Origin of the sequence: Rhizobium sp. NPDC090275, assembly GCF_044772225.1 — a bacterium.
Lineage (GTDB): Bacteria > Pseudomonadota > Alphaproteobacteria > Rhizobiales > Rhizobiaceae > Rhizobium.
On record NZ_JBIVYL010000004.1, the window covers coordinates 569,945 to 581,946 of the forward strand.

Annotated in this window: 13 protein-coding genes and 1 riboswitch; of the genes, 4 read left to right on the plus strand and 9 right to left on the minus strand. The window is 61.9% G+C overall.

Annotation, left to right across the window (positions count from 1 at the left end):
* Positions 1-242: 242 nt before the first annotated feature.
* The 4 genes from ACIQUB_RS13725 to ACIQUB_RS13740 form a co-directional block, all read right to left on the minus strand.
* On the minus strand, positions 243-1,283 hold the full coding sequence (locus ACIQUB_RS13725; RefSeq protein ID WP_402930245.1) for an ABC transporter substrate-binding protein: 1,041 nt from the start codon (positions 1,281-1,283) through the stop codon (positions 243-245).
* Complete coding sequence (locus ACIQUB_RS13730; protein ID WP_402930247.1) at positions 1,280-2,068, minus strand: ABC transporter ATP-binding protein; 789 nt, start codon at positions 2,066-2,068, stop codon at positions 1,280-1,282. Before ACIQUB_RS13730 ends, ACIQUB_RS13725 begins: the two co-directional genes overlap by 4 nt.
* On the minus strand, positions 2,065-2,889 hold the full coding sequence (locus ACIQUB_RS13735; RefSeq protein ID WP_402930249.1) for an ABC transporter permease: 825 nt from the start codon (positions 2,887-2,889) through the stop codon (positions 2,065-2,067). The genes ACIQUB_RS13730 and ACIQUB_RS13735 overlap by 4 nt, the downstream gene beginning before the upstream one ends.
* Positions 2,890-2,925: 36 nt before the next feature.
* Positions 2,926-3,534, minus strand: a complete 609-nt coding sequence (locus ACIQUB_RS13740) for a YkoF family thiamine/hydroxymethylpyrimidine-binding protein (protein WP_402930251.1) — start codon at positions 3,532-3,534, stop codon at positions 2,926-2,928.
* Positions 3,527-3,637, minus strand: a riboswitch (TPP riboswitch). Its footprint overlaps the gene before it by 8 nt.
* Positions 3,638-3,935: 298 nt before the next feature.
* On the opposite strand from ACIQUB_RS13740, the gene cysP reads away from it, so the two are divergent.
* The 4 genes from cysP to ACIQUB_RS13760 all read left to right on the plus strand — a co-directional run bounded on the left by cysP (position 3,936) and on the right by ACIQUB_RS13760 (position 7,791).
* On the plus strand, positions 3,936-4,922 hold the full coding sequence (gene cysP / locus ACIQUB_RS13745) for a thiosulfate ABC transporter substrate-binding protein CysP (RefSeq protein WP_402930253.1): 987 nt from the start codon (positions 3,936-3,938) through the stop codon (positions 4,920-4,922).
* Positions 4,923-5,027: 105 nt separating this feature from the next.
* The gene (gene cysT, locus ACIQUB_RS13750) at positions 5,028-5,849 is read left to right on the plus strand and encodes a sulfate ABC transporter permease subunit CysT (RefSeq protein WP_402930255.1); all 822 of its coding nucleotides are present in this window, start codon (positions 5,028-5,030) and stop codon (positions 5,847-5,849) included.
* A 2-nt stretch (positions 5,850-5,851) separates the two neighbouring features.
* Positions 5,852-6,760 (plus strand): sulfate ABC transporter permease subunit CysW, encoded by a 909-nt coding sequence (gene cysW / locus ACIQUB_RS13755; RefSeq protein WP_402930257.1) that lies wholly within the window; start codon positions 5,852-5,854, stop codon positions 6,758-6,760.
* Positions 6,757-7,791 (plus strand): sulfate/molybdate ABC transporter ATP-binding protein, encoded by a 1,035-nt coding sequence (locus tag ACIQUB_RS13760; RefSeq protein WP_402930259.1) that lies wholly within the window; start codon positions 6,757-6,759, stop codon positions 7,789-7,791. The genes cysW and ACIQUB_RS13760 overlap by 4 nt, the downstream gene beginning before the upstream one ends.
* A 4-nt stretch (positions 7,792-7,795) precedes the next feature.
* Here the strand turns inward: ACIQUB_RS13760 and ACIQUB_RS13765 are convergent, their stop codons facing one another.
* The 5 genes from ACIQUB_RS13765 to ACIQUB_RS13785 all read right to left on the minus strand — a co-directional run bounded on the left by ACIQUB_RS13765 (position 7,796) and on the right by ACIQUB_RS13785 (position 11,864).
* Complete coding sequence (locus tag ACIQUB_RS13765) at positions 7,796-8,548, minus strand: ABC transporter ATP-binding protein (protein WP_402930261.1); 753 nt, start codon at positions 8,546-8,548, stop codon at positions 7,796-7,798.
* Positions 8,542-9,606 (minus strand): FecCD family ABC transporter permease, encoded by a 1,065-nt coding sequence (locus ACIQUB_RS13770; protein WP_402930262.1) that lies wholly within the window; start codon positions 9,604-9,606, stop codon positions 8,542-8,544. Before ACIQUB_RS13770 ends, ACIQUB_RS13765 begins: the two co-directional genes overlap by 7 nt.
* A 2-nt stretch (positions 9,607-9,608) precedes the next feature.
* A complete protein-coding gene (locus ACIQUB_RS13775) occupies positions 9,609-10,739 on the minus strand; it encodes an ABC transporter substrate-binding protein (protein ID WP_402930264.1) in 1,131 nt (376 codons plus the stop codon).
* A gap of 109 nt (positions 10,740-10,848) precedes the next feature.
* On the minus strand, positions 10,849-11,535 hold the full coding sequence (locus tag ACIQUB_RS13780; RefSeq protein ID WP_402930266.1) for an XdhC family protein: 687 nt from the start codon (positions 11,533-11,535) through the stop codon (positions 10,849-10,851).
* A complete protein-coding gene (locus ACIQUB_RS13785) occupies positions 11,532-11,864 on the minus strand; it encodes an XdhC family protein (RefSeq protein WP_113236135.1) in 333 nt (110 codons plus the stop codon). Before ACIQUB_RS13785 ends, ACIQUB_RS13780 begins: the two co-directional genes overlap by 4 nt.
* Between the last annotated feature and the right edge of the window lie 138 nt (positions 11,865-12,002).

Consider the following 12,002-nt stretch of genomic DNA (forward strand, 5'->3'; position numbering starts at 1 on the left):
CTAAGCTCCGAAAATTAATTTGGCTAGAACGCCAGAATGGTGAAAAATATTCGCTTGCTAATAATCAGCGTTACACCATGAATTTTCAGTAAAACTTTATTCAAACTGCACGCTAGGTTACTGGTTCGGAACCGCGCGGTAGTGTCATCAGCCGGTCGGCTATCGGTATTGATAGCACTTCCTCCAACCGAATATCGGCTGGAGGAAACGTATTGGATGGCAGAGGCTGGCATGCACGCCCGTCAGGCGGCATTGAGCGGCGTATTGCTGAAGTAGCGCGAAAAGTCAGGCGCGGCTGTCAGTGTCTTGCCGTCGGCATCCTTCAGGATTTTCGCCTGGAACAGATAGTCGCCGATCGCTGTCATCTTGGCCGGGTCGATGCGACCGGTAATGCCATCCTGCGTGCGGAAGTAGTGCCCCGCGATCAGCGCCTTCAGTGATGCCTCTACAAGCGCGCGATTGGTCAGTGCGTCGCTATTGGCCGCGATCATCAGATCGACCGCGTCGCCAGGGTGATCGACGGCGAAGTCGTAGCCCTTGCGGGTTGCCTGCAGGAAGGCGCGCGCGAGATCCGGCTTCTCATCCAGAAATGCCTGGCTGGAGGCGAGCAGCGTCGTGTGCTCGTCCGGAACGCCATAATCGGCGTAGCGGAAGGCGCGTTGCTTCACGCCCTCGAGTTCCGCCTGCACGCCTTCCCAGGTGTAGACTTCGAGCGTGAAATCGACGCTGCCGTTGGCCAGCGCCTGATAGGCGGAGGTGCCGAGCGTCACGGTCTCGAATTCGCCCTTGCCGCCATCATGGCGGATCAGCGAGCCGATCAGCGCGTTTTCCCAGGCACTGCCGAAGCCGCCATAGGTCTTGCCGTCGAGATCCCTCGGGCTGCGGATGTCATCGCGATCGGCATTGAAGACGAGACGGCCGGTCTCGGTCTGGACGATGGCGTAGGTCGCCACGAGATCGGCGCCGGCTGTCCGCTGGGTCATGAGGCCGATGGCGCCGTCAATGCCGAAATCAGCGACATGATTGGCGACGAGCGTGCCGGCCGAGGTGTCCGTATAGGGCAGGATCTCCACGTCGAGGCCCGCATCGCGGTAAAATCCCTTGTCGCGTGCCACGAAGAGGCCGATGTGGTTGGTATTGGGCGTCCAGTCCAGCGCGACCTTGACGGGGCGCTTCTCCTGGCTGCGGGCCGGCTTCGACAGAAGCGGCGACATCGGCAGCGTCAGGGTAAGTCCTGCGGCCGAAGCCAGGGCTGCGCGGCGGGTCAGCATCGGGGTTTTCATCGTGGTTCCTCCAGGTTGGTCGTTGTGGCGTCGTTCGGGGCATTGAAAAGCGTGTCGAGAATGTCGGCCTCGATCTCGGCTACGCGCGCACGCGCCGATCCGTCCAATATGCGCGGGCGTGGAAGATCGACGGTGATCTCGCGGATGACGCGGGCAGGGCGGGGCGAGAAGATATAGATGCGGTCGGATAGATAGACCGCCTCGCGCACGTCATGGGTGACGAGCATCGCGGTCCAGTCGTGCTGCGACCACATCTCCTCCAGCCAGCGCTGCATGCCCGCGCGCGTCAGGGCGTCGAGCGCGCCGAAGGGTTCGTCGAGCAAGAGCATCGGCTTGTACTGCACCACGGTGCGCAGCAGTGCCGCGCGTTGCCGCATGCCGCCAGACAATTCCGCCGGATAATGCTGTTCGAAGCCGTCGAGACCGAACTCGGAAAACAGCGGCAGCACCCGCCGGCGGGCCTCGGCGCGGCGCATGCCCTGAACCTCGAGGCCAAGCGTGGTGTTGTCGATTATGCGCCGCCACGGCATCAGCGCATCGCGCTGCGGCATGAAGGCGAAGGGGTGGATCGTTCCGTCAAGCGGTTGGCCGTCGAAGCGCATGTTGCCGCCCTCAGGCCTGCGCGCGCCGGTCAGCAGCTTGAAGAGCGTGGACTTGCCCGAGCCTGACGGCCCGAGGATGGAGACGAATTCGCCGGGCTTCACTGTCAGCGAGATGTCTGACAAAACAGGGGTTTCGCCATAGCGGCAGGTGATGTGGTTGAGTTCCAGGCGTGGCGCGGTCATCGGGCGCTCCCCTTTCCGCGTCTCGCCCATGGCATGGCCAGATGTTCGGCGATGACGGTGAGGCCGAACAGAGTGAGGGTCAGCACGGCGCTGACGAACACGGCGGCCAGCACCAGATCAGGCCGAAAATTGTTCTTGGCGTTCAGCATGTAGATGCCGAGCCCTTTGGCAGCACCCGCATATTCCGCGAAGATCGCGCCGACGACGGCATAGGTGATGGATATACGCAGCCCGGCGAAGAAGAAGGGCAGGGCGGATGGCAGGCGGGCGAGCAGAAACTGCTTCCAGCGTGGCGCTCCCATCGAAGCCACGAGTTGCTGCAGTTCGTCTTCGGTCGATTGATAGCCCTGGCAAAGCGCCACCAGCATCGGGAAGAAGGTGACGAGTGCGACCAGCAGGATCTTGGGCATCAGGCCGAAGCCGAACCACAGAACGATCAGCGGCGCGATGGCGACCAGCGGCAGCGTCTGGCTGATGATGAAGAGCGGAAACAGCGCCCGACGGAGCGGCTGGCAGAAATCGATCAGGACCGACAGGGTGAATGCGGCCGCAAGCGAGCAGCCGAAACCGGCAAGCGTCGCCCGCAATGTCGGAAGCGTGTTGTCGAACAGCGCCTGCCGGGCCTGAAAGGTCTGCGCGAGAACGCGGGACGGCGAGGGCAAGGTCGTGGGCGAGATGCCGGACAGGCGGACATAGGCCTCCCAAGTCGCCACCAGAAGGCAGACGGCCGCGATTGCCGGCAGAGCCCGGCTTAGACCGGTGCGGATGTGATGGTGCAGGCCGGAAACGACCTGCCGGGAAGGCGGGCGTGATGTCGACATGATAGAACCGTTTTGAACGCGAGCGTGGATCGGCGCTTAGCGCTTGGACGGGCTGTTTGCCGAGACGGTAAGGTCGATCGTCACATGGCCTGCCGGCGGGCCGAAGCGCACCAGCGCCTCGTGCACGGTCGAGAACACCGCACCGGTGTCGCCGCGCAGCTTCGTGCAGAAATTCTTCGATTTCTCAAAGACGCCCGAATTCTTCAGGAAGTCGATGCAGCCGTAGATCTCGTCCATGTGGCCGTCGATCCCGAGCGTATAAAGCGAGAACTGCGCGGCCGTTTCCTGGCCGATGACAGGCGCGTCCTTGACCGCCTGGTGCGCGCGGGCCTTGCGCTCGTCGAGCGGCGCCATGGGGCCGGTCAGTTCGGGCGTCTGGCAGATCGGGTCGTCAGGCTCGCCGGGGCAGCCGCGCGAGATGGTCGCGTGCAGCACGCAATGCTTGCCGCTGCTGGCGGCCGCCGCGAACAGGTCGCGCATGGCGGCGAAGACCACGTCGGGCGTGCCGATGATCAGCGTCGAAATATCGTCCGTCTCGATCCGCAACCTGTCACGATGGGGATCGAGCGCGGAAAGCGCCTGGGTGATGACACCGACGAAATTGTCGGTCATGGGATACAGTGAAATCTGCGCGCCGGAAAACATCGCTCTACCTCGCTCCGCTGGCATTATCCAGATCAGCTTGAGGGTCCACGATCATGCGACCGTATCTCAGCCCCGGCATTACGGAGCACCCCTGTGATGTCGGGGTGATACGCCAAAGCCTGGACGAGCGCAAGGGCCATGTCGTGGACTGAGGAGCCGAGACTTCGCAGTAATTTCTATTCGGCCCTCTCAATTTTGCGATGTGAAGAAAGCATTTTGTTAGCAGAGGCTTAGGAACGCTCGGTAAGTATGCTCCCGCGCCGCATGAAGCAAAACCGCCGCGAAATATGGCGAAAAAGGGACAGAATTTCTAAGCCTGTCCGCAACCGGGGGCGGTGGTTCCTCGCGATCTGGAGGCGGTCCGATTAGTTTCACCGCACAGTGAAACACCGGAGCGATAGATGAACCGCCTTCTGATTCTCGGCACAGCACTTGCCGCCCTCTTCTCCGTTCAGGCCCATGCCGCAGAGCCGACAAAGCTTCTCAATGCGTCCTATGACGTTTCGCGCGAGCTTTTCGCCTCGGAGAACGAAGCCTTCATCAAGCAGCATCCGGGCGTCACGATCGACCAGTCGCACGCCGGCACCTCCAAGCAGGCACGCTCGATCATCGAAGGTCTCGAGGCAGACGTCGTGACGTTCAACCAGTCGACGGATATCGATTTCCTCGCGAAGAACGGCTTCGTCTCCAAGGATTGGGCCAAGGCCTTCCCGAACAACGCGTCGCCGTTCTACTCCTTCCCATCCTTCCTGGTGCGCGCCGGCAACCCGAAGAACATCAAGGACTGGGGTGATCTCGCGCGTGACGACGTGCATGCGGTCTTCCCCAACCCGAAAACATCGGGCAATGCGCGCTACACCTATCTCGCCGCCTATGCTTGGGCCAAGGAAGCCTACAAGGGCGACGAGGGTAAGATCGAAGCCTACATCACCAAGATCTTCGACAACGTGCCGGTCTTCGACACCGGCGGCCGCGCCTCCACGACGACCTTCGTCGAGCGCGAGACCGGCGATGTGCTGATCACCTTCGAAGCCGAGACGCGCGGCATCGAGAAGCAGTACGGTTCCGACAAGGTTCAAGGCGTGATCCCGTCGGTCAGCCTGCTTGCCGAATTCCCCGTCGCTGTGGTCGACAAGGTCGCCGCCAAGCATGGCTCAGAAGCGCTCGCCAAGTCCTATCTCGACTTCCTCTACACCGAGGAAGGTCAGCGGATTGCCGCGCAGTTCGGCCATCGCGTTCGCGATGAGAACGTGATCGGCGAGTTCAAGGACCATTTTCCGGCGATCCGCCTCGTCAATGTCGACGATACGTTCGGCGGCTGGGAAAAGATCCAGAAGGAGCATTTCGCCTCCGACGGCATTCTCGACAAGCTTTATGGCAGCCGGTAAGCCCTAACCGGATATTATATCGCTTGGCTCGGCTGGCGTTTGCCCCCCGGGCTGCTTTCGTCATCGTGCTTGTAGAGCAGGACTTATGAAACAGGGAATGACCGCTTGAGACGCAATGTCCTGCCCGGATTACGCCTGTCGCTGGGTGTGACCCTTCTCTATGTCGGCCTTATCGTCGTCCTTCCTCTGGCTGCCCTGGTGTTCAAGGCCGCAAGCCTTGGGCCAGAGGACTACTGGCGTATCGTGTCATCCGCGCGCGCGCTCGCCAGCTATCGGGTCACGGTGCTCTCGGCGCTCGGCGCCACGATCTTCAACCTGTTTTTCGGCTTCGCGCTCGCCTGGGTGCTGACGCGCTATCGTTTTCCCGGCTGGCGGCTCGTGGATGCGATGGTCGATCTGCCATTCGCGTTGCCGACAGCGGTGGCCGGTATCGCGCTGACGACGCTGTTTGCGGCGAATGGCTGGTTCGGCTCGGTGCTTGAAGGTATTGGCATCAAGGTCGCCTATACGCCGATCGGCATCATGGTCGCCATGTGCTTCACCAGCCTTCCTTTCATCGTCCGCACCGTTCAGCCGGTTCTCGAGGATCTCGATCCCGCTTACGAAGAGGCCGCGCAGTCGCTGGGTGGTTCGGACTGGACGATTTTCCGAAAGGTCATGCTGCCGTTGCTGACGCCAGCGCTGCTTGCCGGCGTGTCGCTGTCCTTCGCCCGCTCGCTTGGCGAGTTCGGCGCCATCATCTTCATCGCCGGCAATCAGCCGATGTCGACGGAGATCACCGCACTTCTCGTCTTCATCCGGCTTGAGGAGTACGACTACCAGGCGGCCGCCGCGATCGCCTCTGTCCTGCTGCTCACAGCCTTCCTCATGCTGGCGCTGACCAACTGGATGCAGGCGCGGGCGCTGCGATACACGGTGAGGAACTGATCATGAGCAGCATTCCCACCCGCCGAAAACCGCCGCGCGTCGGCGACCAGCCGATCGTCCGGTGCACCTTGATCAGCCTTGTGCTGATCATCGGCGCTTTCCTCATCCTGGCGCCGCTCGTCATCATCGGGGTTGAAGCCTTCGCCAAGGGTTGGCAGGTCTACAGCGCCACAATCAGTCATCCTGATACGCTGCATGCGATCATGCTGACGGTGCTGACCGCGCTGGTCGCGGTACCCATCAACACCGCCTTCGGCGTCGCGGCCGCATGGTCGATCACCAAGTTCGACTTCTGGGGCAAGCGCTTCCTGCTCGTGCTGATCGAGGTGCCGTTCTCCGTATCGCCCATCGTCGCCGGCGTTGCCTATCTCTTCGTCTATGGGCTGCAAGGCATCTTCGGGCCGACGCTCGAGGCCTACGACATCAAGATCCTGTTCGCCATTCCAGGCATCGTGCTTGCCTCAATGTTCGTGACCGCACCCTTCGTCGCGCGCGAACTCATCCCGCTGATGCAGGCGCAAGGGCGCGATCTCGAAGAAGCGGCGACGTCGCTCGGCGCTTCCGGCTGGCGCACGTTCTTCTCGGTCACACTGCCGAACATCAAGTGGGCGATGCTCTATGGTGTCGTGCTTTGCAATGCGCGCGTGATGGGCGAATTCGGCGCCGTGTCTGTGGTCTCGGGCAATATTCGCGGCCAGACGAATACGCTGCCGCTACACATCGAGCTGCTTTATCACGATTATCAGGCAACCGGCGCCTTCGCAGCCGCCTCGATCCTGGCGGTCATCGCCATCTTCACCATTATCGCCAAGGTGGCGCTCGAGCGCCAGGGGGCCGGCCGTCGCTCCAGCAGTGCCAAGCCCGCCGCGCGTCCCGTCCTCGTTGCCCAGCCAGCAGAGAAAAACTCATGAAGATCCGCCTCGACCACGTCGTCAAAACCTTCGACACGTTTCGCGCCGTGCGCGATGTCTCGCTGGATATCCGCAGCGGCGAACTGCTCGCGCTGCTGGGGCCTTCGGGTTCCGGCAAGACCACGATCCTGCGCATGGTTGCCGGCCTCGAATATTCGGATGGCGGCCAGATCTTCTTCGGCGACCAGGATGCGACCGACATTCCGGTTCGCGACCGTGGCGTCGGCTTTGTCTTTCAGCACTATGCGCTCTTCCCGCACATGACGGTCGGCGAAAACATCGCCTTCGGCATGAAGGTCTCGAAGGTCAAGCGCGACAAGGCCGCGATCGAAGCGCGCGTCACCGAGCTGCTGCGTCTCGTGCGGCTGGAGGGGCTGGGCGACCGGTTTCCGGCACAGATCTCAGGCGGCCAGCGCCAGCGCGTGGCGCTTGCCCGTGCGCTCTCGGTCGATCCGAAGGTGCTGCTTCTCGACGAGCCGTTCGGCGCGCTCGATGCCAATGTGCGTCACGACCTGCGCCGCTGGCTGCGCGAGATCCACCACGAGCTCGGCATCACCACCATCTTCGTGACCCACGACCAGGAAGAGGCTCTGGATCTCGCTGACCGCGTCGTCATCCTGAAGGACGGCAAAATCGTTCAGGAGGGCACGCCCGAGCAGGTCTGCCGCGATCCGCAATCGGCCTTCGTGATGAAATTCCTGGGTGACGCCAACGTGTTGCCGGCCGAAATCCGCTCTGGCGTTGCCTATGCCGGCGGTGCTTCGGTCGCGGCACCCGGTATTGCCGATGGTACCGGCGAGATCTATGCGCGCCCGGCCGACCTCGATTGGTCCGGAGACGGCCCCGGCATCGGCGCCAGCGTCGATCGGGTTCTCGACAGGCCGGATGGCCGGCGTATTCTGGCGAGCACCGAAAGCGGTGTGCAGCTGGAATTCGACGTCGAGCCCGAGCGTGCTGTTCGGGCCGGAGATCGCGGCTTCGTCACGGTACGCCGCGCCAAGGTATTTGGCGCAGCGCAGGCTGCAGTCTAAGCGATCATATCGCGCCGTCGACGATGACGAGCGGCGTTCCCTGCGAGCAGTGCTCGATGCGCGCGTCGATCTTGTAGATATCGCGCAGCATGGTCTTGGTGATCACGTCGCCGGTCTTGCCGCTCGCCGCCATCTTGCCGTTGCTGATGACGACGGTGTTCTCGCAATAGCGCAGAGCATGATTGAGATCGTGAAGCGCGATGAGGACGATCATGCCGTCGCGCTTGGCGGTGGTGGAGATGAAGTCCAGAACCTCCACCTGCCGGTGCAGATCGAGCGCCGAGGTCGGCTCGTCCATGAGCAGGACTTCCGGATTGCGAATGAGCGCCTGCGCAAGTGAGACCAGCTGGCGCTGGCCGCCGGAAAGTTCGCCAAGCCCGCGAAACGCGAGATCGTCGATGCGTAGCGCCTTCAAGAGCCGGTCGATCGCGGCCAGTTCCTCATCGGCAACCCTCCAACCGCTGCCCTGCTTGGCCGACAGCAAGACGGACTCGTAGACCGTCAGCACGGCGTTGGCGCCGGTGTCCTGCGGCATGTAACAGATCGTTCGCGGACCGGCCTCGGTATCGGAGAGCTCGACCAGTCCCGGCCCCTTGATCAGCGAGGCGATGCGCTTGAAGAGCGTCGACTTGCCGGCGGCATTCGGCCCGATGATCGCGGTGACGCTGCCGCCGCGAAGATCGTCGATCCCGACATCCTGGAGCACCTTGACCCGACCATAGGTCGCGCCAACGTTTTTGAGCGCGAGCGCTACCATGCGCGTCTCCTGTTGCTGAAAATGAGGACGAAGAAGAACGGTACGCCCACCAGCGCCGTGATCACGCCGATCGGCAGGATGGCGCCGGGAATGAGCATCTTGCTCACCACCGATGTTACGGACAGAAGAAGCGCGCCGCAAATGACGGCTCCCGGCAAGAAGAAGCGCTGATCCTCGCCGACGACCATGCGCGCGATATGCGGACCGACCAGTCCGACAAAGCCGATCGTGCCGACGAACGATACGGGTATGGCGGCGAGCAGGCTGACGATCATCATCGTCTGCAGCCGCAGGCGCCGCACATTGACGCCCATGCTGGCCGCCTTGTCGTCGCCGAGCCGCAGTGCGGTCAGCGCCCAGGCATCCTTCATGAACAGGGGAACGGTCACGACGAGAACGGCGGCCGTGAACCAGACTTTCGGCCATGTCGCCTTGGTGAGGCTGCCCATGGTCCAGAACACCACGGCGGCAAGCGCCTGCTCGGACGCCAGATATTCCAGCAGCGACAAAGCCGCATTGAAGGTGAAGACCAGCGCGATGCCGAGCAGCACGATGGTCTCGACGCTCACGCCGCGCATCGTCGAGGCGAAATGGATGAAGAGCGCCGCGGCCATCGCCATCAGGAAGGCGTTGAGCGGCACCATGTACTGGATGGCGCCGGGAAACAGCGAGACGCCGCCGACCAGCGCAAGCGCCGCGCCGAAACTCGCCGCGGCCGAAATCCCCAGCGTGAACGGGCTTGCGAGCGGGTTGGAGAGGATGGTCTGCATCTGCGCGCCGGCGACCGACAGCGATGCGCCGACCGTGACCGCCATCAGGGCGATCGGCATGCGGATATCCCAGATGATCACCCGCAACTGCGCAGCCACCTCACCGGGGTTTGCAAGTGCCGCAAGCACGTCCGATAGCGAATAATTGGCCGGTCCGAGCGCCATATCAAGCGCGATGCTGAAACACAACGCGATGGTGAGGGCGAGCAGGATCACGATGCGGCGCAAGGCAAGGGCGCGATATTGCACGCGCCCCGTTGCCGATGTCTCGATGGCGCTGACAGCCATGCTCACATGTCCTTCAGGGAGACGAAATAGCCCTGCTTGTAGTCCAGCGGCAGGAAGCGGGCGTGCAGTTCCTTGAAGGTCGCTTCAGGATCGAGATCGGCGAAGAGATCGGGATGCAGCCACTTCGCCATCTCCTGGACCGCGACGAACTGGTAGGGGTTGTTGTAGAACTGATGCCAGATGGCATGCACATTGCCATCCGAGACAGCCTTGACGCCGGTGAAGGCCGGGCGCTTCGTCAGTGCCTCGAGCTTGCGATGAGCTTCCTTGAGGTCCGCGCCGTAGCCAACACCCACCCAGGCGCCGCCGGGGACGTACTTGTCCCAATTGCCGCCGGTCACGATGATCTGGTCGGGATTGGAGGCGATGACCTGCTCCGGATTGACCGTTCCGAAGGTGCCGGGAATGATATCCTTGGCCATGTTGATGCCGCCGGCGATCTCGACCATCTTGCCGAAATTCTCGTTGCCGAAGGACATGCAGCAATCATCCGAATAGCCGCCGGCGCGCTCAACGAAGACCACGGGCTTCTTCGGGTTGTTCTTCTCGAGCACATCAGTCACGCGCTTGATGCTGTCGGCGCGGAACTTGATGAAATCCTCGGCGACCGCTTCCTTGCCCATCAACTGGCCCATGACGCGCATGCTCGGCTCGGTGTTTTCCATCGGCTTCTCGCGGAAATCCACGTAGACGAGGGGGATGCCGACCTTGCCGAGCTTTTCGATATAACCAGCTTCTTCCGTCGCGGTCTTGGCGTCGATGTTCATCAGGATGACGTCGGGCTTCAGCGCCACGGCTTGCTCGATGTCGAAGGTGCCATCCTTCATGCCGCCGAATGTCGGCAGCTTGGCGATATCGGGATACTTGGCGAGATAGGCGTCGTAGGATTCCGGATCCGCCTTGGGCAGATCATCACGCCAGCCGACCACGTGTTCGAACGGATTCTCCTTGTCGAGCGCGGCAAGGAAGTAGATCTGGCGGCCTTCGCCGAGAATCATATGCTTCACGGGCGTGTTGACCTCAACACTTCGCCCCGTCACGTCCTTTATGGTGACGGTGCCGGCTAGGGCCGGCAAGGCGGTCGAGAGGAAGAGGGTGGCTGCTAGTGCGTGGATTTTGCCGGTAAGGCGCATTGGTGGGTCACTCCCTTGGAATTGACCCCGTCTATTATTTTATGACTTTCATAGTCAAGTTATATCTCGCAACTTGCCTGAGATTGAGCGACCTTCGACGTCAACGCTCTCAGGACAACGGGCGAAGACGAAAGGCCTGAATAATTTCGGCGATGATCGAGACTGCGATCTCCGCCGGATTGGCCGCACCGATATCGAGGCCGATGGGACCATGAATGCGCTCCAACTGGGCTGACTCAAAGCCTTGCTCGCGCAACCGCTGGCGCCGAGATTCCTGCGTTTTCCGACTGCCGAGGGCTCCGACATAGAAACAACCCGCGCGCAAGGCTTCCGCAAGGGGAAAGTCATCGATCCTTGGATCATGGGTCAGCGCGGCCAAAGCCGTGTAGCTATCGAGCGGTGACGTCTTCAGAACTTCCTCAGGCCATTCCGCGAGCAGATCTGCATCTTCGAAGCGTTCCTCCGTCGCAAAGGCGCTGCGAGGGTCGATAATTTTTATGTCGAAGCCGGCGATCCGAGCCATCGGCGCCAACGCCTGGCTGATATGCACCGCGCCGATTGCCACGATCCTGGGCGGCGGGACGTAGACATTGAGGAAGTAGCTCTTGCCGCCAATCTCCGCCTGGCTTGACTTGCCGGAGCGAAATGCGGCGGGCAATGCGGTCGCGAACGGACCATCATAGGCGTCTCCTTCGACGATCACCGTGTCGGTGCCGTCGGCAAGGTTCGTGATCCGGACAACCGATTTTCGTGCCTCACGGGCGGCATTTATGCGCGCCAGCAGTTCCGCCTTCATTGGCCAAGCCTTTCGACATAAATGCGAATCCGGCCCCCGCAGGAAAGACCCGCGCGCCAAGCCGTTTCGTCCTCCACGCCGAACTCCAGCATTTTCGCGTCGTCTCCCGCAATGACCGACATCGCTTCGGAGATCACGTCAGCCTCAACGCAACCACCGGAGACCGAGCCCTCGAAATTTCCGTCTGCATCGACAACCAGGTGGCTGCCGGCAGGTCGCGGTGCCGATCCCCAGGTTTCGACGACGGTCGCAATCGCAACGCGGCGACCGCTCTCTTGCCATTGCTGCGCCGTCTTCAGCGGATCCAGGCGATCCGATGCCTGTGCCATCTTGCAATCCCCATTCCATCGAACTGCTCTAGAGCCTATCAACTAGGCTCAGGACTCGTTAAATCAAATCCAGAAGATGACAATGGCTGCGATGCATATGGTTGAGAAGAAGGTGTGGGCGCAGCGATCGTATCTGGT

Bases quoted from the DNA above. Each gene is read 5' to 3' on its own strand.
- ACIQUB_RS13765 (WP_402930261.1), bottom strand. From the start codon at position 8,548: ATGGTAGCGCTCGCGCTCAAAAACGTTGGCGCGACCTATGGTCGGGTC.
- ACIQUB_RS13740 (WP_402930251.1), bottom strand. From the start codon at position 3,534: ATGTTTTCCGGCGCGCAGATTTCACTGTATCCCATGACCGACAATTTC.
- ACIQUB_RS13770 (WP_402930262.1), bottom strand. From the start codon at position 9,606: ATGGCTGTCAGCGCCATCGAGACATCGGCAACGGGGCGCGTGCAATAT.
- ACIQUB_RS13730 (WP_402930247.1), bottom strand. From the start codon at position 2,068: ATGACCGCGCCACGCCTGGAACTCAACCACATCACCTGCCGCTATGGC.
- cysP (WP_402930253.1), top strand. From the start codon at position 3,936: ATGAACCGCCTTCTGATTCTCGGCACAGCACTTGCCGCCCTCTTCTCC.
- ACIQUB_RS13760 (WP_402930259.1), top strand. From the start codon at position 6,757: ATGAAGATCCGCCTCGACCACGTCGTCAAAACCTTCGACACGTTTCGC.
- cysW (WP_402930257.1), top strand. From the start codon at position 5,852: ATGAGCAGCATTCCCACCCGCCGAAAACCGCCGCGCGTCGGCGACCAG.
- ACIQUB_RS13780 (WP_402930266.1), bottom strand. From the start codon at position 11,535: ATGAAGGCGGAACTGCTGGCGCGCATAAATGCCGCCCGTGAGGCACGA.
- ACIQUB_RS13735 (WP_402930249.1), bottom strand. From the start codon at position 2,889: ATGTCGACATCACGCCCGCCTTCCCGGCAGGTCGTTTCCGGCCTGCAC.
- ACIQUB_RS13785 (WP_113236135.1), bottom strand. From the start codon at position 11,864: ATGGCACAGGCATCGGATCGCCTGGATCCGCTGAAGACGGCGCAGCAA.
- ACIQUB_RS13725 (WP_402930245.1), bottom strand. From the start codon at position 1,283: ATGAAAACCCCGATGCTGACCCGCCGCGCAGCCCTGGCTTCGGCCGCA.
- ACIQUB_RS13775 (WP_402930264.1), bottom strand. From the start codon at position 10,739: ATGCGCCTTACCGGCAAAATCCACGCACTAGCAGCCACCCTCTTCCTC.